Here is a 25,327-nt window from a genome sequence, read left to right on the forward strand (position 1 = left end):
GCGTACAACACGTCGACGCGCTACCGTCCGCCGCCGCAACCCGCTCTTTCAGCGCTTCACGCCTCGTGGCACGACGCCTATGCTGAAGCCTCCACCTCGCCGCCTTCTTTACGGTTGGCAGCCTACCTGGCAGATGATGCATCCATGCAGAACACTCCTGTTGCAAATTCTGACAATCAAAAAGTGTCCGACGACGACAAGCGCTGGAGTACCCACGCGCTGATCGTTGACGACGACGTGCCGATCCGCGAGCTGCTGATCGATTACCTGGCCCGTTTCAGCATACGGGCCAGCGGCGTGACCGATGGCGCGGCCATGCGCCAGGCGATGCAGGCCGAGCACTTCGACGTGGTCGTGCTCGACCTGATGCTGCCGGGTGAAGACGGTTTGCAGTTGTGTCGCTGGTTGCGCGCCGAATCGGACATCCCGATCCTGATGCTCACCGCCCGCTGCGAGCCCACCGACCGCATCATCGGTCTGGAACTGGGCGCGGATGACTACATGGCCAAGCCGTTCGAACCCAGGGAACTGGTGGCGCGTATCCAGACAATCTTGCGCAGGGTACGTGACGACCGTACCGAGCAACGAACCAATATCCGTTTTGACAACTGGCGGCTCAACAGCGTGTTGCGCCAACTGATCTCGGTCGACGGGCTGGTGGTGCCGCTATCCAATGCCGAGTTTCGCCTGTTGTGGGTCTTCATCGAACGACCGCACCGGGTGCTCAGCCGCGAACAACTGCTGGACGCGGCTCGCGGCCGCTCCATCGAAGCGTTCGACCGCAGTATCGACTTGCTGGTATCGCGCCTGCGCCAAAAGCTGGGCGACGATCCCAAGGCCCCCCAACTGATCAAGACCGTACGCGGTGAAGGCTACTTGTTCGACGCCCGGGACATCGGTTGATGCGATTGCGCCTGGACTCTCTGTTTGGCCGCCTGTTTGGCGTGCTGCTATTGGCGATTGTCCTGGCGCATCTGCTGGCCTTTGCCTGGTTTGTCCATTACGACCAGCCGCCCCCCGGGCCACCGCCAGGAATGAACCAACAAGGCGAAGCCCCCCCGCGCTTCGGCCCGCCCCCCAACCGCCGTCCGCGTCCCTGGTTCGGCGGCCCGGTGGTGCCACTGACCTTTCAATTCGTGTTCCTGATCATCGCGGCCTGGTACGGCGCCAAGCTCCTGACCCGACCGATCCAACGCCTGAGCGACGCTGCCGAGCGCCTGAGCGAAAACCTCGACAGCCCGCCGCTGGATGAAAACGGCCCCCGTGAAGCACGGCAGGCAGCCCATACGTTCAACCTGATGCAGCAACGGATTCGAGAGCAGGTGCAACAGCGTTCGCGCATGCTCGGCGCGGTATCCCATGACCTGCGCACGCCGCTCTCGCGGCTCAAGCTGCGCCTGGAACAGATCGATGACATCAAGCTGCAAGGCCAGATGCGCCAGGACCTGGACGACATGATCGGCATGCTCGATGCCACCCTGACCTACTTGCACGAACAGCGCACCAGTGAAGCGCTGCAATGGATGGACGTGCAGGCCCTGGTGGAATCATTGAGCGAAAACGCCCAGGACCGGGGCGCCGATGTGCAGGTCAGCGGCACCTGCGCCCCATTGCAGGTGCAACCCATGGCACTGCGCTCGTGCCTGAACAACCTCATCGACAACGCCCTGCGCTACGCCGGCCATGCCTTGATTGCCCTGCAAGACCAGCCACATCAGTTATCGATTCGAGTCATCGACCACGGCCCCGGTATTGCGGCGGACAAACGCGAAGCGGTGTTCGAGCCCTTTTTCCGCCTGGAAGGCTCGCGCAATCGCAACTCCGGTGGTGTCGGCCTGGGCATGACCATCGCCCGGGAAGCCACCGAACGCCTGGGCGGGCAATTGAGCCTGGAAGAAACGCCGGGGGGTGGGTTGACGGCGGTGATCAGCCTGCCTCGCCTCTAAGCCCTTATCTCCCCTGTAGGAGCTGTCGAGTGCAACGAGGCTGCGATCTTTCCCCAGACACTTGAGTCCCAAGCGAAAGATCAAAAGATCGCAGCCTTCGGCAGCTCCCACGGCGCAACCCAGCGGGAGCAAGCTCCCTCGCCACAAGTGCTCGGCACTCAGACTACCGCGCCTGGCTCTTGCTCCAGTCCGTCAACAGGCTGTACGCCACCGCCAACAGGGTCGGACCGATGAACAGGCCGATGAAACCGAAGGCGATCAACCCGCCGAACACCCCCAGCAACACGATGACCAGGGGCAGGTTTCCGCCACGGCTGATCAGGTAGGGTTTGAGCACGTTGTCCACGCCACTGATGATGAATGTGCCCCAGATGCCGAGGAACACCGCCATCCCGTATTCCCCCTTCCATACCAGCCATGCCGTGGCGGGGATCCAGACCAGGGGTGGTCCCATGGGGATCAGGCTCAACAGGAACGTGACGATCCCCAGTACCAGCGCCCCCGGCACCCCGGCGATCAGGAAGCCGATCAGCGCCAGCACGGCCTGGGCCGCCGCAGTGCCGATCACGCCGTTGACCACCCGCTGCACTGTACCGGCCACCAGTTCAATGTAGTAACCGGCACGGTCGCCGATCAGGCGTTCCAGCAACCCATGGACGAACGCCGCCAGGCGCGGGCCGTCGCGATAGAAAAAGAACACGAACACAATACTCAGGGTCAGTTCGAGTATGCCGCCGCCAATCTGCGCACTGCGCGCCAACAGCCAGTTGCCGACCTGCCCCAGGTACGGCTTGATGGACACCATCATGGCCGCGCCCTGCTGATCGATGCTGTTCCAGATGCCCACCAGCCGCCCGCCCACCAAGGGGATAGCGGCAAGCCAGTCAGGGGCTTCGGGCAAGCCATCGACTTGGACGTCCCTGATGAACGCGGTGGCATCGCGCACATGGTCGGCCAGGTTGAAACCCAACCACACCAGCGGCACCGCCACCAACAGCATCCAGCCCACCGTCAGTAACGCCGCCGCCAGGGATTCGCGACCATTGACCCAGCGGGTCAGCAGACGCATCAACGGCCAACTGGCGAACGCCAGCACCGCGCCCCAGAACAGCGCCGACCAGAACGGCGCCATGACCCAGAGGCTTGCGCCGAACAACACCAGGAGCAGGATCTGCACCAACAGCCGATCGTTATTGAGCATGTAGGGTCTCGAAAAAATGAACAGGACCGGGGCCCAGGTGTGAAACCGCTGCCCCGAGACAGCTTAGCGCAGCAACTCCAGGTGCAATCCCGCCGCCTCGCCGTCGGCGGCCTCCATGCGCGCCGCTCGGACGCCCTGGCCCGCCAGCGCCTCACGCCAGTCCTCGGCCCGGGGACCGGCGATACTGACCCGCAGGCCCGTGTCCAGGTTCAGCGCCCGGGACAACAGGCGCAACCAGGTGTCGTCCGGTCCATCGGCAAGACGCGGCAAGTCCAGGCCCCCAGTGTCCTTGAGCTGGCGCAACAGGGTGGCCGATGTCGGCAGCAAGTCACCCAACGCAGCATTCGCCTCGAACTGCTCGACATGCAGGTAGGCCTTGCGATTGCCCCGGGTAATGGCATACAGCGCAATCAGCGTGTTGTCCGCGGGCGGCGCCAGGCGCAGCAGCAGGAAGGCCTGGCCGTTGTCGGCGCCATAGAGCTTGGCATTGCCGAAGACGTCGTTGGCCCACAGGCTGCTTTCGCCGCAATCGCGCGCCTGGCACCAGAACAACAGCTCGGCGCCCTGTTTCTGCAAGGCTTCGCGGGCCGCGGTAAAGGCCTGGGTGGCGGAATGTTCCGGCGGCAGCTCATAGGTGACCGACGTGACATTCCCACGGGCATCGACTTGGCCGTCAAAACGCAACTGGCCGCTGATCTTGCGGATCGAGCCCATGGGGTAGACACGTTCCAGGTCGCTGGTTTGCCGATAATCGACGATCTGTGCATCGGGCATGCGTGGCACGCGATCCAGGTCGCGACTGCCCGGCACATCGACGGCGAACGACGCCGGGCTGAAGCAGGCCAGCACCAGCAGGACGAGTAAGTGAACGGATAATTTCATCGGATCGGCTTGGCCTGGGACGCTTGGACGCGATGGGCGTCGCCGATGCACCGCGAAGCTGGCAAACAGAGGTCTGTCATGGTTGTCTCCCTTTCAACCCGCCCAGCCTCGACAGTTGCCCGGCGCAAGTCAAGGAACAGTGAAGAACCGATTGAAACAGTCTGCTACAAGCCCGGCACCGACCTCATCGTTAAGGTGCAGATGATGGCCGCCCGGCAACTGCTCATGGCTGAAGGGTAGACGCTCCAGCAACTCCGGGTGCTGGGCAAGCATGCCGTCGGCCGCCACCACCAGATGCGCCGGACAAGCGACCCGCGCAACGAACGCCATGGCCTGCTCCTCGGTCAGGCGCAAGGGCGATGGCAGGGTCAGGCGATTGTCGGTGCGCCAGGTATAGCCCCCGGGCACCGGCATCAGGCCGCGCTGGGCCAGTAACTCGGCGGCCTCGCGGCTGACCGCTACCAGCCCCTTCATGCGCGCTTCGATGGCCCGGTCGAGGGTTTTGTAGACCGGCTTGCGTTTTTGCTGCAAATCCAACTGGGCTTGCAGGGCCATGCCCATGCGTTCGGCCGCGTTATCGCCTTTGGCGGTAGGGGGAATCACTCCATCGATCAACCCCAGGTGCGTCACCCGTTCCGGCAGGGAACCGGCCAGCACCAGCGAGACAATGGCGCCCATGGAATGCCCCAGCAGGGCGAAGTGTTTCAAGCCCAGTTGTTCGGCCACTTGCAGCACATCATGGACGTAGTCCCACAAGGCATAGCTGGCACCCAGCGGTCGATGCCCGGAATGACCGTGACCGGCCATGTCCAGGGCGATCACCCGCAGCCCCGCGAGCCTGGGCGCCAGGCGGGCGAAGCTGTTGGCGTTGTCCAGCCAACCGTGCAGGGCAATCACCGGCAGCCCGTCTTCCGGACCGAACAAATGAGCCGCCAGTTCGATGTGAGGCAGGCTCAGGCGGACCTCCTCGACCCCACTCATGCGCTGCGCCCTTCCCAACGCTGGAACAGGTTCTTGAGCAGGTTGGCCGTGTCTTGTGGGCGTTCGAGGGGAAACATATGGCCGCCGGGCATGCTCAGGGATTCGCCATGGCGCATACGCCCCACCGAACGGGTGTGATGCCGCATCACCACGCGACTCTGCCGGCCGCGCACCACCGCCAGCGGCACCTTGAGCTTACGGGGCCGTCCTGGGCTGGTGTGCGGCACGCCGCGGTAGATACTGATCTCCGTGGCCGGGTCGAAGCGCAGGCGCAACCGGTCGCCGACTTGTTGCAGGCCGTGTTGCAGGTAGGCGTCGAAGCAATCCGGGTCAAAGCCGCGAAACAGTGTCTTGCCGGCAAAATACTGCCGGGCGGATTCCAGGTCAGCGAACTCCTCGCGCCGCCCCAGCGTCCGGCCCGCCGGGGTCAGGCGATCGATGAACCCCAGGCGCTTGGCGGCCAGGATCACCCACTGGTCGGTACGGGTCAGCACTGGCGAATCGAGCATGACCACGCCGCGATACAACTGGGGGCAGCGCAACGCCGCGTGCAGGTGCAGTACGCCGCCCAGGGAGTGGCCAACACCCCACACCGGCGCCGGTTGCTGCTCCAGGTGATGGATCAGTTCGTCCACCAGGTTGTGCCAGTTATCGTCCACCGGAAAACGCGGGTCATGGCCGTGCAGTTCCAGATGCGCGACCTGGTACTGCGGCGCCAATGCGGCGAACAGCTTGCCGTAAGTGGCCGAGGGAAAACCATTGGCGTGGGCGAAAAAAATCTGTTGCGACATGACAGCCGATCCATTGGGGGAACTGCGGCAGATTGTCCGCAGAACCCGACGGCGCGGCAATGACCGTAACTGACAGGAATGATGACAGTCGGGCTTGGGCTATGGGGTTGAGCCTCACCACCACAGAATTTCATGTTGAACACCGTGGCGAGGGAGCTTGCTCCCGCTGGCCTGCGCAGCAGGCCCAAAATCAGGCCACTCGATGATTCAGGCTGATCGAGTCGGTGGGTTTGGGGCCGCTTCGCGGCCCAGCGGGAGCAAGCTCCCTCGCCACAGGTAGGGCTTCAACGCGCCGGCGGCTGCTCACCCAATGGCACCACCGCCATGGTCAGGCGCGACACGCAGTTGACCTTGCCCTCGTCGTTGACCAGACGGATGTCCCAGACCTGAGTGGTGCGCCCCAGGTGGACCACTCGGGCCGTGGCCGTCACCCGTCCACTGCGCACGCCGCGCAGGTGGTTGGCGTTGATTTCAAGGCCCACACAATAGAATTTGCTGGTGTCCACACAGAGGTAGGCGGCCATGGAGCCGACCGTTTCGGCCAACACCACGGAAGCACCGCCATGCAGCAGGCCGAATGGCTGATGGGTGCGGTGATCGACCACCATGCTGGCGGTCAGCGACTCGTCGTCGAACGATTCGAAGCGGATGTCCAGCACTTCGCTGATAGTGTTTTTACCGGCGGCGTTCAATTGCTCAATGTTGGGGGTGGTGCGCCACAGACTCATCGTTGTCGTTCCTTTATGGTTTTACTCTGCTCAGCCCTGCTGCCAACCTGCCTATGGATGCTGGATACCCTTGAGCGTCATCGCTCCGGCCAGGGGCAGGTCACCTTCCAGCTCAGCCAGGCCAGCCGTCTGCACTTGCTCGGGTTGTTGCAGATGGCCGTGCTGCAGCAAGCCCAGCAGGCTGCCCACCAATGGGTTATGGCTGACCAGCAGCACATCGTCCTGGTCCTCCAGATGCCTTAGCACCTCCGTCGGGCGGGTCTCCGGCGTGAGCCAATCGACGGTGATCAGCTCAGGTTCGAACCCCAGTGCTTCGCGCACCAGTTGCGCGGTCTGTTGGGCCCGCACATAAGGGCTGGCGTAGATGGCTCGCAACGGCTCGCCCATCAACCGGCCGGCGCTGAGCAACACCTCCTCGCGGCCGTGCACCGTCAAGACCCGTTCCGGATCGGGACGGACACCATGGGGCTCTGCCTCACCGTGACGCAATACCCACAGTTTCATAGCTTCGGCTCCTCGTCCCGGACGGGATGCGGGGCCGGTGCCACGGCGTGTGGCGCTTCGCCTTCCGGCGTGCGTGGGGTCGGCCAGTCGGCGAACGGCCAAGGCTTCTGGTCGCTGTGGAAGGTACCGAAGCGGCCGATCTGCGCCAGGAACTGGCTCAGGCTGTCGCCGAAATTCATCAGGCTGGCGCTGGGCGCGCCGTAGATCAGCCGATAAATCAACTGCACCAGCACCACGGCGCCGAGGATGAATTGCGCCACCTGCCAGACCAACAGATAGACCACCATCCACAGCACACGCAGCAGGATGGATTCGTATTGGGGTTGCCCTTGCGGATCGTTCATGGCTCGCTCCTGCTTGCGTTCAATAGCGGTTCAGTTGAAACCGCTGGTGGAAATGAAATCGACGTCGGTCTTCGGTTCGCCACGCATCAGCAGCTCGATCACCTGCTCAAGCGTGCGCCCTTCGAACAGAATCGCGTGCAGCCCGGCGACCAGCGGCATATACACCCCCGCCTCCTGGGACTTGGCCTTGAGCACCTTGAGGGTGTTGACCCCTTCGGCCACTTCACCCAGGCGCGACACGGCCTCGTCCAGGCTCAAGCCTTGGCCGAGGGCAAAACCGACCTGGTAGTTGCGGCTCTTGGGCGAGGAACAGGTGACGATCAGGTCGCCCACCCCGGCCAATCCCAGGAAGGTCATCGGATTGGCACCCTGGCTGACGGCGAAGCGGGTCATTTCCGCCAGCGCGCGAGTGATCAGCATGCTCTTGGTGTTCTCCCCCATGCCCAGCGCCACCGCCATGCCGGCGATGATGGCATAGACGTTCTTCAGCGCCCCGCCCAGCTCCACCCCGAAACGGTCGGCGCTGGCGTAGACCCGAAAGGTACGGCCATGGAGTGCGGCCTGGACCCGTTGGCACAGCGCTTCGTCCTCGCTGGCGACCACCGTGGCGGTCAAGGCGTGCTCGGCGATTTCCCGCGCCAGGTTCGGCCCGGAAATCACACCGATCCGCGCCTTGGGGGCGATTTCTTCGAGAATCTCGCTCATCAGCTTGAAGGTCTGGGCTTCGATGCCCTTGGTCAGGCTCACCAACAATTTGCCGCTCAAGCGCTCGGCATGGGGCGCCAGCACCGAGCGCAAGGCACTGGACGGCAAGGCGACGAAAAACAGGTCGCTGCCCTCCAGGGTGGCCTGCAAGTCAGTCACCGGAACCACTTCCGGGCGGATCTTGATGCCCTTGAGGTAACGCGGGTTCTCGCGGTTGACCCGGATGGCCTCGGCCTGTTCCGGGTCACGCATCCACTGGCGCACCGGGTGACCGTTCTCGGCCAGCAGGTTAGCCACGGCGGTACCGAAACTCCCGCCCCCCAGGACCGCAATCGGGCGCTGTTCAGTCATATGCAATCCGTTCATCCATACCAAGTGGCAATGCGGGGCATTATACGGAGCGGCCGGATGGCGACCAGCCCCGGCAACAATTACCGCCAGCTGTAGGAAGCTGACCATTAATTCCTAGGAAAATGCTGTCAACGTGAATGGAAAAGTCGTTCAGCTCAGTTAACATGCCCGTCACCCACCCATTCCCATAGGCTGTACCGTGTCCGTTGGCCCTTCCCGCTCAGGTTCGTCCCTGCTATTGGCACTGATCATCAGCCCGCCAGTGCTGGCCGACGACTTGTTCGTGGACAGCCAGCCCCTGCCCCAGGTACTGACGGCCACGCGCCTGAAGCAATCGCCAGCGGCGGTGCCGGGCAGCATGACCGTGCTCGACAGCGAGCTGATCAAGGCCAGCGGCGCCCGGGACATCAGCGAACTGCTGCGCCTGGTGCCGGGCATGATGGTCGGCAACATCACAGGCAACCAGGCGGCCGTGAACTACCATGGCACCAACGCCAGCGAAGCCCGCCGCATGCAAGTGCTGATCGACGGCCGCTCGGTGTACCGCGCCGGCCTGGCCACGGTGGACTGGAGCGATATTCCGGTGGCCATGGAAGACATCGAGCGAATCGAAGTCTTCCGCGGCCCCAACACCGTCAGTTATGGCGCCAACGCGCTGATGGCAGTGGTCAACATCATTACCCGTGCCCCGGCCGACAGCCACGGCACCCGGCTGAAAATCACCCGCGGCCAGCGTGGCATCAGTGACTGGTACGCCAACCAGGGCAGCGGATGGGAAGGCGGCGACCTGCGGCTATCGCTGTCCGGCCAGGAAGACGATGGCTTTGACAGCGACCGCAACGGCGCCGACTACCGCGACAGCCGCCGCCTGAACCGCTTCAACCTGTCCGTCAGCCAGACCCTGGACGAACGGCAGACCATCGACTGGCAATTGAACGCCAAGGATGGGACCAACCAGCGGCCTTATACCTACCATCCCGTGTTCGCCGGGATTACCGCCGCTGGGGATAACTCCGACGTCATCGCCAAGGACTACGCCGGTTCACTGCGCTGGAACCTGGACCTGGACCCCGATCACAGCCTTTATGTACAGGGCTCGATCCAGCACTGGGATCGCCAGCAGACCTGGCGCGCCTGTGACGCCGAGGTGTCCTTCAGCCCGCAACTGACCGACCTGTGGCAGCTCAACCCCAACTATGCCGAGAAGCTGGCGCGCAATATCCCCAGCTACACCAGCACCGGCGCGCCACCCGGCACGCCACAGGAACAGGCGTTGGCCAATCAGGTGCTCGACCAGTGGCGCAACGGCGCCTCGCAAACCCTGTGCGGCGATATCGACCAGAGCGCCCGGGAATCGCGCTACGACCTGGAGATCCAGGACACCCTGAGCCTGTCCGACAGCCTGCGCCTGGTCACCGGGGCCAACTATCGCTACGACCGGGCCGACTCGGAGACGTACTTCAACGGCACACTGGACGACACCACCTGGCGCCTGTTCGGCCAGCTCGAATGGCGGGCCACCGAGCATTGGCTGTTGCAGGGCGGCGCGATGTTCGAAGACACCCGCCTGACCGGCAGCTCGCTGACTCCGCGGATCGCCGTCAATTACCTGATCACTCCACGCCATGGCCTGCGGGCGGTGTACTCCGAAGCCGTGCGCTCGCCGGACATGTTCGAGAACAACGTCAACTGGAGCTATCAGGTCACCAACCTGCAACCCACCGCCTTCGGCCAGAACAGTGCCCGCTACTTCGTCCAGACCCGCGGCCCCGGAAACCTGGAACAAGAACACATGCGCTCCCGGGAACTGGGCTACAACGGTTACTTCGTGGACCTGGGCCTGGCGGTCGATGTGAAACTGTTCCATGACGAAATCACCGGCATGATCAGCGAGCCGCTGCGCAACAATCAGTATATTGCCAGCAACGCCAACGAATCACAGTTCTCCGGGGTCGAGACCCAGTTCGACTGGCGCATGACCAGCGCCGACCGCCTGCGCCTGACCTACGCCTATGTCGACGCCCAGGCCAGCAACCCCCTCGACGAACAACTGACCGCCCGCAACAGCGGCTCGGCCGGCTGGCTAAGGGACTGGGGCCAAGGCTGGAACAGCGCGCTGTTCTATTACGCCGCCGACGATCTCAACGGCTATCGCTTCGAACGGGTGGACACCCGCATCGCCCGGCGCATTCCTCTGGGCAAGGCCAGCCTGGAACTGGCGGGCGTCCTGCAGCAGCGCCTGGACAACCAGCCCATGACCTTCGTCGACAACCGCTACGACGCCCACCATGTCGTGTACTTCAGTGCGGAGTTGTCGTTCTAGATGTCCCGGCACTCCCCTCGCAAGATGCCATTTCATGGCCGCCTGACGCTGGCCCTGTGCCTGGTGTTTGCCGGTTGGCTGACAACCCTCCAGGCACGGGCCGCCGAAATCCTCTTGACCGGCGCCGAGGACAGCCCCGGCGTGCAGTCTTTCACCCAGGCCCTGAAAGCCCTGCGCCCCGAAGACAGCGTGCGGTTTACGCCGCTGGCCAACCTGCCGGCGCCGGACAAGTTGCCAGATAATGTCCGCCTGGTTCTGCTTGACCTGCCCAGCCTGGAGTGGCGCCTGCAAGACGCCCGGGGCCCGGCCACCCTGGTCCTGCGCATCAGCCGCCAGCAAGCCCGCGAGCGCCTGGGCGAGGCCACGCCTGCGCATCTGAGCCTGCTGTGGAGCGATCCACCGATGGCGCGACAATTACGGCTGATCCGTACCATCCTGCCGCAAGTGCGACAGGTCGGTGTGCTGTACGACACCCACAGTGAATTCCTGCTCAAGGACATCCGCCAGGCCGCGGCACCGCTGGGCCTGGTGATCGTCAGCGAACGCTGGGACGACACCAGCGACAGTCGTCCCCTGCAGAACCTGCTGGGCCAGAGCGACGTGCTGCTGGGCCTCGATGACCCCGATTTGTACAACCCCAAGACCGTGAAGAACCTGTTGCTCAGCAGCTATGCCCGGCAACGTGCGCTGATCGGGCCCAGCGCGGCATTCGTCAAGGCCGGCAGCCTGGCCAGCACCTACAGCGACCAGCAAGACTGGCTGGCGATTCTCGACGACTTGCTCGACCGCCCCGCCACGACCTGGCCGCGCACGCTGTATCCGGACCGCTTCAAAGTCCTGGGCAACCGGCAGGTCTCCCGCTCGCTGGGGATTGAACCGATTGACGCCGAATCCGTCGCGGCAACGTTGGCCGAAGGAGAACACCGCCCATGACCTTGCGTCGTCGTTGGGACATCAATACCCGCACCCAGCTCATCGCCCTCGGCCCGGCGTTGCTGCTGACCGTGCTGCTGATCAGCTTCTTTACCTTCGTGCGGATCCAGGACTTGCGCCAGGAGCTCAATCACACCGGGCAACTGATCGCCAACCAACTGGCCCCCGCCACGGAATACGGGGTCATTTCCGGCAACAACGAAGTGCTGGAAAGCCTGCTCACCGCGACTCTGGCGACCCCTCACGTGCGCTTCCTGGAGGTCCAGGACAGCACCGACAAGGTCCTGGTGTACGTCGAACAACCTGAGCAAGTCCATAGCCGGGCCCAACAGATAGAAGTCTTCCAGGCCCCGGTGCGCCTGCAGCGCATTGCCCTGAACAATGATTTCCTGCAGGGCAATAGCACCGCCGTCGAGGCGTCCGGCGAAGATTACCTGGGCCGCGTGATCGTCGGCATGTCCAGTGACGCCTTCAGCCAGCGGCAGCAGGAAATCCTGCTCAAGGCTGCGATCCTGGCATTGTTCGCCCTGCTGTTCACCTTCCTGGTGGCGCGCCGGCTGGCGACCAACCTGTCCCGGCCGATCCGCGACATCGGCAACGCGGTCAAGGCCATCCAGCAAGGCGACTACAGCACCCCGCTGCCCGTCGTCGATGATGCCGAACTGGGGGCCTTGTCGCGGCACATCAACAACCTGGCCGACGGCCTGGAACAAGCCAGCCGCGAACAGCACCAGGCCATGGCGCAGTTGATCAAGACCCGCGAGGAAGCGGAAAAAGCCAACAGCGCCAAGTCCGAGTTCCTGGCGATGATGAGCCATGAACTGCGCACGCCCATGAACGGCGTACTGGGCATGCTGCAGCTGTTGGAAACCACTCGCATGACCGACGAACAGCACGAGTACACGGCGCTGGCGTCTGAATCCACCGAGCACCTGCTGAAGGTGATCAACGACATCCTCGACTTCTCGCGTATCGAACGCTCGGCCTTGGAATTGGAGCACATCCCGTTCAACCTGGCCGAACTGGTGGGCAGTTGCGCGCAGTCGTTCCAGCACAGCGCCGCGCAGCGCAAGCTGGGCCTGGACCTGCTGGTCCCGGACGACATGCAGGCCTTGCAGGTGCAGGGCGATCCGACGCGGATACGGCAGATCCTGGTGAACCTGATCGGCAACGCGCTGAAATTCACCGAGCAAGGCCGTGTCACCGTGCAATGCCAGTGGCAGGCCCTCGACCACGAACTGCTGTGGTTCACCTGCACGGTACGCGACAGTGGCATTGGTATCCCCGCCGAAAGCCTGGAGCGCATGTTCGACGCCTTCCAGCAGGCCGACAATTCGATTTCCCGGCGCTACGGCGGCACCGGTCTGGGCCTGCCGATCGCCCGCACCCTGGCCGAACGAATGGGAGGGACGCTGCGGGCCCAGAGCGAAGAAGGCCAGGGCTCGGTGTTCACCCTCGAGATCCCGCTGGCCCTGTCGCGCCAGATGCCACCGCCCCTGGCACCGCGCCTGCCCACCGGCAGCGGCGATGGCGAAGGCCGCAACGTGTTGCTGGTGGAAGACAATCCGGTCAACCAGACGGTGATCGAAGCCATGCTGCGCAGCCTGGGTTTCACCGTCAGCGTCGCCACCGATGGCGCCCAGGCCGTACGCAGCGCCGAAAGCCTGATTTTCGAAGCGATCCTCATGGATTGCCGCTTGCCCATCATCGATGGCTACGAAGCCACCCGGCAGATCCGTCAGTTGCCGGGCTGCGGCGAGGTGCCGATTATCGCCCTGACGGCCAACGCCTTGCAGGGCGATCGCGAAGCCTGCCTCGCGGCGGGCATGAACGATTACCTGGCCAAGCCGTTCAAAAGGAATGACCTGCAGCAGATTCTGCAGCGCTGGGTGAACTAGAACCGCTCACCGGACCATCTGTGACTGGCGTGAAAGGCGAAAGTGCGGCAGTCTTAGGCACCCGAACAAGCCTCGATTGGGGCTTGAATAAAAATTTCAGTGCACAGGTGTACATTCATTTCCCGTGTGCTGTGACTTTCACTACAACGCAATAGTCTATGAGTAGGCTGTCGATTCGAGGCATGAACGCTTCGATCGGCCGGGAAGATTTGCCCCACCCTGCCGCATGGGACTATTGAGGAGCTCGCATGACCAAACAAAACGCCTTTACCCGGGAAGACCTGCTGCGCTGCAGTCGCGGTGAGCTGTTCGGCCCAGGTAACGCGCAACTGCCCGCCCCGAACATGCTGATGGTGGATCGCATCACCCATATCAGCGAAGAGGGTGGCAAGTACGGCAAAGGTGAATTGGTCGCCGAGCTGGATATCACTCCGGACCTGTGGTTCTTCGCCTGCCACTTCGAAGGTGATCCGGTGATGCCGGGCTGCCTGGGCTTGGACGCCATGTGGCAACTGGTCGGTTTCTTCCTCGGCTGGCAAGGCCTGCCGGGTCGCGGTCGCGCCCTGGGTTCGGGCGAAGTGAAGTTCTTTGGTCAGGTCCTGCCGACCGCCAAGAAAATCACCTATAACATTCATATCAAACGCGTCCTCAAGGGCAAGCTGAACATGGCCATTGCCGATGGTTCGGTTGCCGTGGACGGTCGCGAGATCTACACCGCCGAAGGCCTCCGGGTCGGCGTTTTCACCTCCACTGACAACTTCTAAGGGTTATCCGCATGCGCCGCGTCGTTATCACTGGTCTGGGCATCGTTTCGTGCCTGGGCAATGACAAAGAGACCGTCTCCGCTAACCTGCGTGCAAGTCGCCCTGGCATCCGGTTCAACCCGGAATATGCTGAAATGGGTCTGCGTAGCCAGGTTTCCGGCTCCATTGACCTCAATCTCGAAGAACTGATCGATCGCAAGATCTACCGTTTCGTCGGCCATGCGGCGGCCTACGCCTACCTGGCCATGAAGGACGCCATCGCTGACGCCGGCCTGACCGAAGAGCAAGTGTCCAACGTGCGTACCGGCCTGATCGCCGGTTCCGGCGGCGCCTCGACCCTGAACCAGATGGAAGCGCTGGATATCCTGCGCGAAAAAGGCGTCAAGCGCGTTGGCCCTTACCGCGTCACGCGGACCATGGGCAGCACCGTTTCGGCCTGCCTGGCTACACCCTTCAAGATCAAGGGCATCAACTACTCGATCTCCTCCGCCTGCGCCACCAGTGCTCACTGCATCGGGAACGCGGTCGAGCAGATCCAGTTGGGCAAGCAGGACATCGTGTTCGCCGGTGGCGGTGAAGAAGAACATTGGAGCCAATCGTTCCTGTTCGACGCCATGGGCGCCCTGTCCAGCAAGCGCAACGACACGCCGGAAAAAGCTTCCCGTGCCTACGACGCCGACCGTGACGGCTTCGTGATCGCCGGCGGTGGTGGCATGGTCGTCGTCGAGGAGTTGGAACACGCCTTGGCCCGTGGCGCGAAGATCTACGCGGAAATCGTCGGCTACGGCGCGACTTCCGACGGCTACGACATGGTCGCGCCAAGCGGTGAAGGTGCCGTGCGTTGCATGCAGATGGCCATGTCCACCGTCGATGCACCGATCGACTACCTGAACACCCACGGCACCTCGACCCCGGTCGGCGACGTCGCGGAAATGAAAGGCGTACGCGAAGTGTTCGGCGACAAGGCTCCGGCCATCAGCTCCACCAAGAGCCTGTCGGGTCACTCCCTGGGCGCCGCCGGCGTTCACGAAGCGATCTACTGCATGCTGATGATGGAAGGCAACTTCATGGCCGGTTCCGCCAACATCGACGAACTGGACCCGGAAGTGGCCGACCTGCCTATCCTGACCAAGACTCGCGAAAACGCCACCATCAATACCGTGATGAGCAACAGCTTCGGCTTCGGTGGCACCAACGCCACCCTGGTGATGAAGCGCTGGCAGGGCAAGTAAGCCCCGCCGCTACGCCACACACAAAAACGCCCCGACTGGTTCGGGGCGTTTTTTTGCCTGCCAATCCACTACAGCGTCCTGTGGGAGCGGGCTTGCTCGCGAATGCGCAGTGTCAGGCGGCATATTCGTCTGCTGACACACCGCATTCGCGGGCAAGCCCGCTCTCACATGAGATCTACAGTGGGATGAAACTCAGCGCACCACAAACCGCTGCTGCGTCAGCAACCGATCCCCCTGGAACACCATGAACCGCCACTCCCCCGGCACCACTTCGTGGCTTTCGGTGAATTCATAGGCCATGACGTCCTGAGGCGCACCGGGTACCAGTTTCTGGATGACTTCGAACTTGTCGTGGCGCACACCATCGGGGGTGCGGATACCAGGAGTGAAGTACAACAGGGTCAACGGCTGGTCGTCTGCGACCTTGCCCGCCAACTGATAACGCATGCCGAACTTGGTGCCCAGCTTCGCCGGCACGCTTTCGGTCTGGCGGATCTGCTCGTTGCTGCGCCGCAGGACCCGCTCCCCCGATTGCAGCTCGGCTTGCGGCCCTTCGAAGACACCATATTCCACCGGACCTTCGACACGGACTTCGGCCTGTGCCAGGCCGCAGGTCAACAACAGCGCGACCAGTGCGCTTGAACGGGTGAGGTGCATAGTGCGCTCCTTGATTGAGATGAGCGCGAGGGTATGACGCCGCAGTGACAGGCTGATGACAAACATGCACAGCGATCATCCCGTGGCGAGGGAGCTTGCTCTCGCTGGGCTGCGCAGCGGCCCCAAGTTCTTGCGGTTGCTGCGCAACCGAACGGGAGCAAGCTCCCTCGCCACAAAGCCAATTCAGCGGGCGACAGAACGCGGCAACACCGCCAGGAAATTATCCCGCGCCACCTTCCTGGCCACCTCTTCCGGCAAGGCATCGAGGAATGGATCGAAGCTGTGCAACTCCTTGCCCAACTTGTTGAAACGCCCGACCACATCCGAGCCCACCATGAAGCGCTCCGGAAAGCGCTCCACCAGCTTTACCCACTCGTCCCGAGGCTTGCCCGCCTCGTCCAGCAAGTACGGCGTGAGCAGGCTCCAGGACAGGTCGATGTACAGATTGGGATAGGCTTCGAGCATGCGGGTCAGGGTCGGCAACAGAAAATCCAAGCGGGTCTGGTGGCGATGGATTTCCATGCTGGTGCCGGCATGGGCCCAGATGAAACGCGTATGGGGGTGGTTGCGCAACGGCTCCTCGATTTCCGCCAGGTACAGGGGATTTCTTTCACGCTTGGAGGTGATGTTGGAATGCAGCATCACCGGCAGGTCGTTCTCGGCCGCCAAGTGATAGATCCGGGTCATGGCTTCGTTGTTGGCCCGCGGGGTATCGCCCGAGGTCAGCGCCGTCAGATCGTCATGGCGGGTGAAGACTTCGCCGATGCCTTGCCACAACCCCGGGTAGAGATCGAGCATGCGTTGGATGTGGGCAGCGGAGTTCTTGTCGTTGGGGTTGAAGCCCGACAGGAAAGGATGGAAGTGCTGGCGTTGCTCCTCGGTCAGCTTGCTCACTGCCGCCGCAACAATCACATCGGTGGCGCTGTACCAATAGGCGTCTGCATCGTCACCGGCGTAATAACGCGGGCGCTTGGGCTCATCCTCATGCCACTTCTTGGCCACCGGCACGCCGGAAATCATCACATGTTCGATGCGATTGTCCGCCATCGCCTGGAGCAGCTTGGGCATGCCGGCGGTTTCCTGAAAGAAATCGACGTAATGCAGGTGCGCATCGCTGTAGGCATATTCGCGAGCCGCGGCGCCGCTGCTCGAAACAACCAGCAGCCAGGCAAAGATCAGACGGGTCAAAGGCACGGGCAGTCTCCAGAAGCCATGAGCAACATAGACCCTCACCGTCCCGCTGGGGTTCAGGCGCATCTGCCGCGTCTGCCGGCGACGGGTTATGCTTCGCGCAACCGTTGTTCAACCTGGAAGACACATGACCACTCCCCTGACCGTTCGCCCCCGCGCCGAAGACGTCGAAGGCCAGCCGATTCTCCGCCCACTGCCGTCCGCCAAGTGCCGCAGCGTCGGGCCTTTCGTGTTTTTCGATCACATGCTGAAAACCACCTATCCGGCCGGTAAAGGCATGAACATCCGGCAACATCCCCACATCGGGCTGTCCACCCTCACCTACCTGTTCGAAGGCAAACTCCAGCACAAGGACAGCCTGGGTTCCGACCAGGTGGTGGACGCCGGGGATGTCAGTTGGATGACCGCCGGCAGCGCCATCGCCCACGTCGAACGCACCCCCGAGTCACTGCTGGGCAGCCCTTTCATCATGCACGGGTTGCAAGTCTGGCTGGCCTCGCCCAAAGCCCACGAACAAGGCCCGGGACACTACAGCCATCATCCGGCACAGAGCCTGCCGGTCAGTGAGAACCTGGGAGTCAGCATCCGCATGATCGCCGGGTCAGGCTTTTGCCTGGAATCGCCGGTGCCGGTGCTCTCGCCCACGCTGTATGCCGAACTGCACCTGCAGACCGCGACGACGCTGCTGATTCCCACCGAGCATGAAGAGCGGGCCCTGTATGTGTTGAGCGGCGAGGCGTTGCTGGATGGCGAGCCGGTAGAAGCCCATTCCCTGGTGATATTGCCCACAGGGGAAGAGATGACGCTGTTTGCCGACAGCGATTGCCATGCCGTGTTGTTCGGTGGCGCGCCACTGGATGGACCGCGACGGATGAACTGGAACTTCGTCTCCAGCGACCCGGCCCGGATCGATGAAGCCCGCCGGCGCTGGGCAGCCGGAGACTGGCCGACCGTGCCTGGGGAAAGCGAGCGGATCGAGTTGCCCTGATTTCAGGATTGCTTGCCAGGCCGCCATCGCGAGCAAGCTCGCTTCCACACTGGATTTGAGTGATCACGGAATTTGCGTTCACAGCGGATCATTGTGGGGGCAAGCTTGCTCGCGATGGCCTTATATCAGACAACAAGAGATTCAAATCCAGAACCCGACTTCAGCCCTTGAACACTTCATCCAGCAGGTTATGCATCGACCGGAACGCGCGTCCGGCGACCTTGGCGTCGTACATCATCTTGCCCGGCACATTGGCCTGCGGATCGGTGAACGAATGCACCGCGCCGCCGTAGCTCAGCAATTGCCAATCCACCCCAGCCGCGTTCATTTCATCTTCGAAAGCCGGTAGCTGCTCTTTCGGCACCAGCGGGTCGGAGGCGCCATGCATCACCAACACCGCGCCCTTGATGTTCTGCGCATCGGCCGGGTTCGGTGTATCCAGGGTGCCGTGGAAGGAGATCGCCGCCTTCAGCGGTGCGCCACTGCGAGCCAGTTCCAGGGCGCAGCAACCTCCGAAGCAGAAGCCGAACGTGGCCAGTCTCGCCGTGTCGACCTGTGCATCACCCTGGCTCTGCAGTTGTTCGAACGCCGCCTGCATGCGCTTGCGCAACAAGGCCCGGTCGTTCTTGAGGGGCATCATCGCCGCGCCCGCTTCGTCGGCATTGCTCGGGCGCACCGCCTGCCCGTACAAGTCGGCGATCAACACCACATAACCATTGGCCGCCACCGACTTGGCGATGTCCTCGGCACCTGCCCCTACGCCCATCCAGTTCGGCGCCATCAGCAAACCCGGGCGCGGGCCCTGCTGGTTGACGTCGAAGGCCAGGCGACCTTCATAACTTTGACCGTCGATCTGATAGACCAGCGAACGAACCGTAACCTGACTCATGACAGACTCCTCCTGATGAAACATTCAAGAAGCCCTTGTGGGAGCGAGCTTGCTCGCGATAACGGTAGACCAGTCAACGTATCTGTTGAATGTTGGACCGAAATCGCGAGCAAGCTCGCTCCCACAAGGGACTTTCCTGCGTCAGATTAAGCTGACAGTTCAACCAACAGCTTGTTCAGGCGACGCACATACGCCGCCGGATCCTTCAGGCTGTCGCCGGCCGCCAGGGCCGCCTGGTCGAACAGGATGTGCGACAGATCGCCGAAACGCTCTTCGCTCTGCTCGTTGTCGAGTTTCTCCACCAGCGGGTGGGCCGGGTTGAATTCGAAGATCGGCTTGGAATCCGGGACCTTCTGGCCGCTGGCTTCGAGGATCTGGCGCATCTGCAGACCGAGGTCCTGCTCGCCAATGGCCAGGATCGCCGGAGAGTCGGTCAAACGGTGCGAGACGCGCACTTCACTGACAGCATCGCCCAGGGCGGTCTTGATCCGCTCGACCAGACCTTCCTTGCTCTTGGCGACTTCTTCGGCAGCTTTCTTGTCTTCTTCCGAATCCAGGTTGCCGAGGTCCAGGTCGCCACGGGCCACGTCGACGAAGCTCTTGCCGTCGAACTCGTTGAGGTAGCTCATCAGCCACTCGTCGATGCGGTCGGTCAGCAGCAGCACTTCGATGCCTTTCTTGCGGAAGACTTCCAGGTGCGGGCTGTTCTTGACCTGTGCATACGTTTCACCGGTCAGGTAGTAGATCTTGTCCTGGCCTTCCTTGGCGCGGGCCAGGTAATCGGCCAGGCCAACGATCTGCTCGCCATCGTCACCCTGGGTCGACGCAAAGCGCAGCAGGCCGGCGATTTTCTCTTTGTTGGCGAAGTCCTCGGCCGGGCCTTCTTTCATGACCTGGCCGAAGTTTTTCCAGAAGCTCTTGTACTGCTCGGGCTCGTTCTTCGCCAGTTTTTCCAGCATGTCCAGCACGCGCTTGGTCAGTGCCGACTTCATGGAGTCGATGATCGGATCTTTCTGCAGGATTTCCCGCGAAACGTTCAGCGACAAATCGTTGGAATCCACCACGCCCTTGATGAAGCGCAGGTACAGCGGCAGGAACGACTCGGCCTGGTCCATCACGAACACACGCTGCACGTACAGCTTCAGGCCACGTGGCGCTTCGCGCTGGTACAGGTCGAACGGCGCACGGGCCGGCACGTACAGCAGCGAGTTGTATTCCAGCTTGCCTTCGACCTTGTTATGGCTCCAGCTCAGCGGGTTCTCGTAGTCATGGGCGATGTGCTTGTAGAACTCCTGGTATTCCTCGTCTTTCACTTCGGTGCGCGGACGGGTCCACAGGGCACTGGCGCGGTTGACGGTTTCCCATTCCACTTCAGGCTTTTCTTCGCCTTCGGCAGCGGTGACTTCCTTCGGCAGCTCGATGGGCAGCGCGATATGGTCGGAGTACTTCTTGATGATGTTGCGCAGGCGCCAGCCATCGGCGAACTCGTCTTCGCCGGACTTGAGGTGCAGCACAATGCGGGTGCCGCGATCAGCCTTGTCGACGGTGGCGACTTCAAACTCGCCCTCGCCCTTGGACGACCAGTGCACGCCTTCGCTCGCAGCGAGGCCGGCACGGCGGCTGAACACTTCGACCTGGTCGGCCACGATGAACGCGGAATAGAAACCGACGCCGAACTGACCGATCAGGTGAGAATCTTTCTTCTGGTCGCCGGACAGGTTCTTCATGAAGTCGGCAGTGCCAGACTTGGCGATGGTGCCCAGGTGCGTGATCACCTCTTCGCGGCTCATGCCGATGCCGTTGTCTTCGAGGGTGACGGTTTTCGCGTCCTTGTCGAAGCTCACACGGATTTTCAGCTCAGCGCCGCCTTCCAGCAGTTCAGGCTTGGAAAGGGCTTCGAAACGTAATTTGTCGACAGCGTCAGAGGCGTTCGAAATCAGCTCGCGAAGGAAAATTTCCTTATTCGAATACAGCGAGTGAATCATCAGGTGCAGCAGTTGCTTCACCTCGGTCTGGAAGCCCAGGGTTTCCTTTTGAGTTTCCACGCTCATGGTCATCAAACTCCAAGTGGATGGTGGTGTCCGCCTCGCTGAGATTGGCGGCGGGATGTCCTCAAGGTGGGGGCAACGCTGATGATTTCAAGGGCGTTCCGGTTTTGAAGGCTCCTGGATCTTGAAATGCGCCCGGGCGGTGGCGATGGGTTCGGCCTCGACATCCTGCCAGGCGGTGATCGCGACATTGGCGACCCGCCGGCCCTGGCGCCAGACCTGGCATTTGGCATAGGTATCGCGAAACTGCCCGGTGCGCAGGTAATCCAGGGAAAAGTCGATGATCTTTGGCACCCCCGGCGTGCCGGTGGCGATCAACAGATGAACGGCGGCAGCCAATTCCATGAAGCCGGCGATGACCCCGCCGTGGATGGCCGGCAGTAAAGGGTTACCAATGTTGTCCTTGTTGGCCGGCAGGCGAAACACCCAGTCATCGCCCTGGCGCGTGCATTCGACGCCGATGAGCTGGGCATAGGGGATCGCGGCGAGCAGCAGCGCGTAGTCGCCCTGCTCACAGGCGCGGCGCAGTTGTTCCTGGGTGGTATCGGTCATGACTGGCCCAAGGCAGCCATCGGACTGGCCTTCCCCATGCCCCTGGCATGCTGGCCCAGGCGCATGAACGTGCCCACCACATGGGCGATGGGTTGCTCGGGGTCGTCCTGATAGGCGAAACCCCGGGTGAAGATCACGTCCGGGGTCACCCGATAGCATTGAGCGAAGCCGTAGACGTCCTTGTGGGGCTCGGCGGCGTGCATGTAGTCGATGCGCAGGTCAAGGGTGGGACAGACTTCGAATTGCGGCAGCACACACAAGGTCGACATGCCGCACGCGCTGTCCATCAATGAGGTCAACGCACCACCGTGGATGATGCCCGTCAGGGGATTGCCAACGATTTGCGGGCTGAACGGCAGGATGAGCGTCAGCCCATCACGACTGGCGCTATGCAACTTCAAGCCCAACACCTGGCAATGCCGCAGCGCGGATAAAAAGCGTGTGGCACGCTCAAAAATGGGATCTTCAGCCATGTCCATCAATGCCCTTGTTTGTTTAGAGGCCTGGCAACAGGCGTGTTCGCTAAAGTTCCGCGACCGTGCAAAGTTATATATCTGTAGCAAAAGAGGAACTTAACCTGAGGGGTGTCGCTCAAAAGGCCAGTAGTTATTTCCATAAGGAGAAACACCCCATGCGTAAGACTTTTGCTATTGCCTTGATGTTGGCCGCCTCCCTCGGTCTCGCTGCCTGCGATAAAAAATCCGAGGACAAAGCTCAAGATGCCGCACAACACGCTGAGCAAGCTCAGCAAGACATGAACAAAGCACAGGATAAAGTGAACGACGCGGCGAAAGAAAACGCCGAAGCCGCCAAAAAGCAGGCTGAATCGAACCAAGCTGCTCAGCAGGAACAAGCGCCTGCTACCGCGCCTAAAACCAACTGATACGGTTTTAGCTGTAAAAGAAAACCCGCCTGGTGCGGGTTTTCTTTTGTCTGCGATTCGGGAAAGCGGTCAGGCCGTTTCCTTGCCAACCTCGGGCGCTGGTGCTTCCGTGGGGGTATAGACCATCACGTCCAGCACATCGGAATGAAACTCGCGCTGGTACAGCACAAACACCACGCCGGCACTCATCAACATGAATAACCAGGGGCTGACGAACCACGCCAACATGGTCATGCCGAAATAATAGGAACGCAGGCCGAAGTTGAATTGGTTGGCTGCCATGGAAATGACTCGCGCCGCCCTTAGCGCAAAGGCCTTGCGCTCCTGCTCCGAGACATGCCGCTCACCGATCATTGGCGCCGAGCCTATCAGCACCGCCGCGAAGTTGTACTGGCGCATGCACCAACTGAAGGTGAAGAACGCATACACGAACACCAGTGCCAGGCACAGCAACTTGACCTCCGCCATGCCCTGGGAAGCCTGTTGCACCATGGGGATGTCCGCCAGCAACGACACCGCCCGATCCGACGCCCCGAGCACCGTCAGGATGCCGGCCAGGATGATCAGCGTGCTGGAGGCGAAGAATGAGGCGTTGCGCTCCAGGTTGCCGATCACGCTGGCATCGGCGATGCGGTTCTCGCGCAACAGCATGCGACGCATCCAGTCTTCGCGGTACAGGTGCATGACACTGGCCAGGCAGGCCGTATCGCGGGCCTTCCAGGAGGCGTAACGGGTGTAGCCCGCCCAGCAGACGATGAACCAGGCGGCGGCAAGCAGATGGATCAGGTTGGCTTGGATGAATGACATTCGATTTCCTGTGACAAAACAAAATCTGGAGCAATAGTCGCGGTGAACCCTGTGGGAGCGGGCTTGCTCGCGAAAGCGGTGAGTCAGTCAATACATGGCTGACAGACAGATCGCATTCGCGAGCAAGCCCGCTCCCACAGAAACTTTCGCAACTTTCAAGACACTGCTTCGACGTTAGCCCACGAAAAAAGACACCGCACTCAAAAAAATGCCCCGTATCGATTGATACGGGGCATTTCGGTTGTGGCCGATGAATCTGCCTGAAGCTGTTTAAGCCAAGGCTTCGCTGCGCTTGCCCAGCAGACGATCACACACCACCGCGACCGCCAAAGTCATCACCGAAGGCACCAGCCAGGCCAGGCCTTGTTCGCTCAGCGGCAGGTGGGCCAGTTGCGTCGGCATCCAGTCCGCCAGCCCGGCGCCCTTGAGCGCATCGATCAGGCCAAACAGGAACGACACCAGCATCACCGGCCCAACGATACGCCCCTGCTCGTGCCAGAATTCCTTGCAGAAGCTCAAGGCCACCAGGGCGATGCACGGCGGGTAGATCGCGGTGAGGACCGGAATCGAGAACGCGATCAGTTTGGTCAGGCCCAGGTTGGACACCAGCAGCGAAAAGGCCGCCAGGATCACCACCAGGGTCTTGTAGGACAGCGGCAGGACGCGGCTGAAGTACTCGGCGCAGGCGCAGGTCAGGCCGACCGCGGTCACCAGGCACGCCAGGGAGATCAGCACCGCCAGGAAACCGCTGCCCAGGCTGCCGAAGGTGTGTTGCACATAGGCGTGCAGCACGGCGGCACCGTTGGTCGCGCCCATGGCCACTTCATGGCTGCCCGAACCGAGGCGGAACAGGCTGACGTAGACCAGCGCCAGGCCCACCCCGGCAATCAGCCCGGCGATGATCGCGTAGCGGGTGATCAAGGCCGGCGACTCGACGCCCCGGGAACGGATCGCGTTGACGATGACGATCCCGAACACCAATGCGCCCAGGGTATCCATGGTCAGGTAACCATTGATGAAGCCCTGGGAAAACGGCGCCGCCACGTATTCGGGGGTCGCCACGCCGATATCGCCGGCCGGCAAGGCAAACGCGGCGATGCCGAGCACAGCCAGGGCGATGATCTTCAGGGGAGCGAGGAAACGTCCGACGGTGTCCAGCAGCCGGCCCGGGTAGAGCGAGATGAAGAACACCAGCAGGAAATACGCGGCGCTATACAGGAACAGTGCCAGCGGGCTTTCGCCAGTCAATGGCGCCAGACCGACTTCAAACGAAACGGTAGCGGTACGCGGCGTGGCGAACAACGGGCCGACGGCCAGGTAGCACACCGCCGCCAGCAACCCGCCGGCGACCTTGCCGATGGGACTGCTCAAGGCGTCCATCGCGCCACCGACCTTGGCCAGTGCAACCACCGTGATGACCGGCAGCCCGACCGCCGTGATCAAAAAGCCCAGCGCCGCCATCCAGACATGAGGCCCGGACTGCAAACCGACGATAGGCGGGAAGATGATGTTGCCGGCCCCGACGAACAGGGCAAATGTCATGAAACCAAGCGCCAGGATGTCCTGGCCTTTCAACACTTTCATTAAGGAAACCACACTACTGAATCGGAATTTAGAGAGGGATTTCCCCGAGGGTAGAGGGAAATGCTGCCGATCCGTATGGGACCGACCCGTTTAGCGCGGCGCTTCCTTGTGGGCAGCGGTCGCAAAAATGGCTGCTAGCCTAACG

25 protein-coding genes are annotated in these 25,327 nt (G+C 62.2%); 9 read left to right on the top strand and 16 right to left on the bottom strand.

What is annotated here, in order from left to right; all coding sequences use genetic code 11:
• Positions 1-144 precede the first annotated feature (144 nt).
• The gene (locus BT125_RS09625) at positions 145-903 is read left to right on the top strand and encodes a response regulator (protein WP_072406411.1); all 759 of its coding nucleotides are present in this window, start codon (positions 145-147) and stop codon (positions 901-903) included.
• A complete protein-coding gene (locus BT125_RS09630; protein ID WP_072406413.1) occupies positions 903-1,946 on the top strand; it encodes a sensor histidine kinase in 1,044 nt (347 codons plus the stop codon). The genes BT125_RS09625 and BT125_RS09630 overlap by 1 nt, the downstream gene beginning before the upstream one ends.
• 163 nt (positions 1,947-2,109) lie before the next feature.
• Here the strand turns inward: BT125_RS09630 and BT125_RS09635 are convergent, their stop codons facing one another.
• The 8 genes from BT125_RS09635 to BT125_RS09670 form a co-directional block, all read right to left on the bottom strand.
• On the bottom strand, positions 2,110-3,147 hold the full coding sequence (locus tag BT125_RS09635; RefSeq protein WP_060741180.1) for an AI-2E family transporter: 1,038 nt from the start codon (positions 3,145-3,147) through the stop codon (positions 2,110-2,112).
• A gap of 63 nt (positions 3,148-3,210) precedes the next feature.
• Positions 3,211-4,029: a DUF4892 domain-containing protein gene (locus BT125_RS09640; RefSeq protein WP_072406415.1), complete on the bottom strand. Its 819-nt coding sequence runs from the start codon at positions 4,027-4,029 to the stop codon at positions 3,211-3,213.
• Positions 4,030-4,158: 129 nt separating this feature from the next.
• Complete coding sequence (locus BT125_RS09645) at positions 4,159-5,010, bottom strand: alpha/beta hydrolase (RefSeq protein ID WP_072406418.1); 852 nt, start codon at positions 5,008-5,010, stop codon at positions 4,159-4,161.
• Complete coding sequence (locus BT125_RS09650; RefSeq protein WP_072406420.1) at positions 5,007-5,801, bottom strand: alpha/beta fold hydrolase; 795 nt, start codon at positions 5,799-5,801, stop codon at positions 5,007-5,009. The genes BT125_RS09645 and BT125_RS09650 overlap by 4 nt, the downstream gene beginning before the upstream one ends.
• Positions 5,802-6,085: 284 nt before the next feature.
• Positions 6,086-6,529 carry a hotdog fold thioesterase gene (locus BT125_RS09655; protein WP_072406422.1) on the bottom strand — a complete coding sequence of 148 codons (444 nt, stop codon included), beginning with the start codon at positions 6,527-6,529 and terminating at the stop codon, positions 6,086-6,088.
• A gap of 51 nt (positions 6,530-6,580) precedes the next feature.
• The gene (sixA, locus tag BT125_RS09660) at positions 6,581-7,033 is read right to left on the bottom strand and encodes a phosphohistidine phosphatase SixA (RefSeq protein ID WP_072406424.1); all 453 of its coding nucleotides are present in this window, start codon (positions 7,031-7,033) and stop codon (positions 6,581-6,583) included.
• A complete protein-coding gene (locus tag BT125_RS09665) occupies positions 7,030-7,377 on the bottom strand; it encodes a DUF4389 domain-containing protein (RefSeq protein WP_053123936.1) in 348 nt (115 codons plus the stop codon). Before BT125_RS09665 ends, sixA begins: the two co-directional genes overlap by 4 nt.
• Before the next feature lie 30 nt (positions 7,378-7,407).
• Entirely contained in the window at positions 7,408-8,433 is a 1,026-nt protein-coding gene (locus BT125_RS09670; RefSeq protein ID WP_060741174.1) for an NAD(P)H-dependent glycerol-3-phosphate dehydrogenase, read from the bottom strand.
• 199 nt (positions 8,434-8,632) lie between these two features.
• Between BT125_RS09670 and BT125_RS09675 the strand changes: the two genes are divergently transcribed.
• The 5 genes from BT125_RS09675 to fabB all read left to right on the top strand — a co-directional run bounded on the left by BT125_RS09675 (position 8,633) and on the right by fabB (position 15,583).
• Positions 8,633-10,756: a TonB-dependent receptor plug domain-containing protein gene (locus BT125_RS09675; RefSeq protein ID WP_072406426.1), complete on the top strand. Its 2,124-nt coding sequence runs from the start codon at positions 8,633-8,635 to the stop codon at positions 10,754-10,756.
• Positions 10,757-11,689 (top strand): ABC transporter substrate-binding protein, encoded by a 933-nt coding sequence (locus tag BT125_RS09680; protein WP_072406428.1) that lies wholly within the window; start codon positions 10,757-10,759, stop codon positions 11,687-11,689.
• Positions 11,686-13,587, top strand: a complete 1,902-nt coding sequence (locus tag BT125_RS09685; protein WP_072406431.1) for an ATP-binding protein — start codon at positions 11,686-11,688, stop codon at positions 13,585-13,587. Before BT125_RS09680 ends, BT125_RS09685 begins: the two co-directional genes overlap by 4 nt.
• 248 nt (positions 13,588-13,835) lie before the next feature.
• Positions 13,836-14,351 carry a 3-hydroxyacyl-[acyl-carrier-protein] dehydratase FabA gene (fabA, locus tag BT125_RS09690; RefSeq protein ID WP_003204400.1) on the top strand — a complete coding sequence of 172 codons (516 nt, stop codon included), beginning with the start codon at positions 13,836-13,838 and terminating at the stop codon, positions 14,349-14,351.
• Positions 14,352-14,362: 11 nt separating this feature from the next.
• Entirely contained in the window at positions 14,363-15,583 is a 1,221-nt protein-coding gene (fabB, locus tag BT125_RS09695; RefSeq protein ID WP_072406433.1) for a beta-ketoacyl-ACP synthase I, read from the top strand.
• Between the two features lie 192 nt (positions 15,584-15,775).
• Here fabB and BT125_RS09700 read toward each other — a convergent pair whose 3' ends face one another.
• Both BT125_RS09700 and BT125_RS09705 read right to left on the bottom strand, forming a co-directional pair.
• The gene (locus tag BT125_RS09700) at positions 15,776-16,240 is read right to left on the bottom strand and encodes a DUF3859 domain-containing protein (RefSeq protein WP_018610122.1); all 465 of its coding nucleotides are present in this window, start codon (positions 16,238-16,240) and stop codon (positions 15,776-15,778) included.
• A 183-nt stretch (positions 16,241-16,423) separates the two neighbouring features.
• Positions 16,424-17,440, bottom strand: a complete 1,017-nt coding sequence (locus BT125_RS09705; protein ID WP_170866821.1) for an amidohydrolase family protein — start codon at positions 17,438-17,440, stop codon at positions 16,424-16,426.
• A 118-nt stretch (positions 17,441-17,558) separates the two neighbouring features.
• On the opposite strand from BT125_RS09705, the gene BT125_RS09710 reads away from it, so the two are divergent.
• Positions 17,559-18,419: a pirin family protein gene (locus BT125_RS09710; RefSeq protein ID WP_072406437.1), complete on the top strand. Its 861-nt coding sequence runs from the start codon at positions 17,559-17,561 to the stop codon at positions 18,417-18,419.
• Positions 18,420-18,579: 160 nt separating this feature from the next.
• On the opposite strand, the gene BT125_RS09715 is transcribed toward BT125_RS09710, so the two are convergent.
• The 4 genes from BT125_RS09715 to BT125_RS09730 form a co-directional block, all read right to left on the bottom strand.
• Positions 18,580-19,308: a dienelactone hydrolase family protein gene (locus BT125_RS09715; protein WP_072406440.1), complete on the bottom strand. Its 729-nt coding sequence runs from the start codon at positions 19,306-19,308 to the stop codon at positions 18,580-18,582.
• A 146-nt stretch (positions 19,309-19,454) separates the two neighbouring features.
• Positions 19,455-21,359, bottom strand: coding sequence for a molecular chaperone HtpG (gene htpG, locus BT125_RS09720; RefSeq protein WP_060743152.1), 1,905 nt, complete (start codon positions 21,357-21,359; stop codon positions 19,455-19,457).
• An 87-nt stretch (positions 21,360-21,446) separates the two neighbouring features.
• On the bottom strand, positions 21,447-21,908 hold the full coding sequence (locus BT125_RS09725; RefSeq protein WP_072406442.1) for a PaaI family thioesterase: 462 nt from the start codon (positions 21,906-21,908) through the stop codon (positions 21,447-21,449).
• Entirely contained in the window at positions 21,905-22,381 is a 477-nt protein-coding gene (locus BT125_RS09730; RefSeq protein ID WP_072406444.1) for a PaaI family thioesterase, read from the bottom strand. The genes BT125_RS09725 and BT125_RS09730 overlap by 4 nt, the downstream gene beginning before the upstream one ends.
• 158 nt (positions 22,382-22,539) lie before the next feature.
• Here BT125_RS09730 and BT125_RS09735 point away from each other — a divergent pair, with 158 nt between their 5' ends.
• Complete coding sequence (locus BT125_RS09735) at positions 22,540-22,791, top strand: hypothetical protein (RefSeq protein ID WP_072406446.1); 252 nt, start codon at positions 22,540-22,542, stop codon at positions 22,789-22,791.
• Positions 22,792-22,860: 69 nt separating this feature from the next.
• On the opposite strand, the gene BT125_RS09740 is transcribed toward BT125_RS09735, so the two are convergent.
• The gene (locus BT125_RS09740) at positions 22,861-23,598 is read right to left on the bottom strand and encodes a DUF599 domain-containing protein (RefSeq protein ID WP_072406448.1); all 738 of its coding nucleotides are present in this window, start codon (positions 23,596-23,598) and stop codon (positions 22,861-22,863) included.
• 270 nt (positions 23,599-23,868) lie between these two features.
• Positions 23,869-25,182 (bottom strand): branched-chain amino acid transport system II carrier protein, encoded by a 1,314-nt coding sequence (brnQ, locus tag BT125_RS09745; protein WP_072406450.1) that lies wholly within the window; start codon positions 25,180-25,182, stop codon positions 23,869-23,871.
• Positions 25,183-25,327: the final 145 nt, after the last annotated feature.

It is taken from the genome of Pseudomonas sp. NFACC04-2, from assembly GCF_900119265.1.
Classification (GTDB): domain Bacteria; phylum Pseudomonadota; class Gammaproteobacteria; order Pseudomonadales; family Pseudomonadaceae; genus Aquipseudomonas; species Aquipseudomonas fluorescens_AA.

Coding starts and splice junctions, on each gene's coding strand:
- BT125_RS09655 (WP_072406422.1), bottom strand. CDS start 6,529: ATGAGTCTGTGGCGCACCACCCCCAACATTGAGCAATTGAACGCCGCC.
- BT125_RS09740 (WP_072406448.1), bottom strand. CDS start 23,598: ATGTCATTCATCCAAGCCAACCTGATCCATCTGCTTGCCGCCGCCTGG.
- BT125_RS09735 (WP_072406446.1), top strand. CDS start 22,540: ATGCGTAAGACTTTTGCTATTGCCTTGATGTTGGCCGCCTCCCTCGGT.
- fabB (WP_072406433.1), top strand. CDS start 14,363: ATGCGCCGCGTCGTTATCACTGGTCTGGGCATCGTTTCGTGCCTGGGC.
- BT125_RS09730 (WP_072406444.1), bottom strand. CDS start 22,381: ATGGCTGAAGATCCCATTTTTGAGCGTGCCACACGCTTTTTATCCGCG.
- sixA (WP_072406424.1), bottom strand. CDS start 7,033: ATGAAACTGTGGGTATTGCGTCACGGTGAGGCAGAGCCCCATGGTGTC.
- brnQ (WP_072406450.1), bottom strand. CDS start 25,182: ATGAAAGTGTTGAAAGGCCAGGACATCCTGGCGCTTGGTTTCATGACA.
- BT125_RS09670 (WP_060741174.1), bottom strand. CDS start 8,433: ATGACTGAACAGCGCCCGATTGCGGTCCTGGGGGGCGGGAGTTTCGGT.
- BT125_RS09715 (WP_072406440.1), bottom strand. CDS start 19,308: ATGAGTCAGGTTACGGTTCGTTCGCTGGTCTATCAGATCGACGGTCAA.
- BT125_RS09710 (WP_072406437.1), top strand. CDS start 17,559: ATGACCACTCCCCTGACCGTTCGCCCCCGCGCCGAAGACGTCGAAGGC.
- BT125_RS09700 (WP_018610122.1), bottom strand. CDS start 16,240: ATGCACCTCACCCGTTCAAGCGCACTGGTCGCGCTGTTGTTGACCTGC.
- BT125_RS09630 (WP_072406413.1), top strand. CDS start 903: ATGCGATTGCGCCTGGACTCTCTGTTTGGCCGCCTGTTTGGCGTGCTG.
- BT125_RS09725 (WP_072406442.1), bottom strand. CDS start 21,908: ATGACCGATACCACCCAGGAACAACTGCGCCGCGCCTGTGAGCAGGGC.
- BT125_RS09640 (WP_072406415.1), bottom strand. CDS start 4,029: ATGAAATTATCCGTTCACTTACTCGTCCTGCTGGTGCTGGCCTGCTTC.
- BT125_RS09685 (WP_072406431.1), top strand. CDS start 11,686: ATGACCTTGCGTCGTCGTTGGGACATCAATACCCGCACCCAGCTCATC.
- BT125_RS09635 (WP_060741180.1), bottom strand. CDS start 3,147: ATGCTCAATAACGATCGGCTGTTGGTGCAGATCCTGCTCCTGGTGTTG.
- BT125_RS09680 (WP_072406428.1), top strand. CDS start 10,757: ATGTCCCGGCACTCCCCTCGCAAGATGCCATTTCATGGCCGCCTGACG.
- htpG (WP_060743152.1), bottom strand. CDS start 21,359: ATGAGCGTGGAAACTCAAAAGGAAACCCTGGGCTTCCAGACCGAGGTG.
- BT125_RS09650 (WP_072406420.1), bottom strand. CDS start 5,801: ATGTCGCAACAGATTTTTTTCGCCCACGCCAATGGTTTTCCCTCGGCC.
- BT125_RS09645 (WP_072406418.1), bottom strand. CDS start 5,010: ATGAGTGGGGTCGAGGAGGTCCGCCTGAGCCTGCCTCACATCGAACTG.
- BT125_RS09625 (WP_072406411.1), top strand. CDS start 145: ATGCAGAACACTCCTGTTGCAAATTCTGACAATCAAAAAGTGTCCGAC.
- BT125_RS09665 (WP_053123936.1), bottom strand. CDS start 7,377: ATGAACGATCCGCAAGGGCAACCCCAATACGAATCCATCCTGCTGCGT.
- fabA (WP_003204400.1), top strand. CDS start 13,836: ATGACCAAACAAAACGCCTTTACCCGGGAAGACCTGCTGCGCTGCAGT.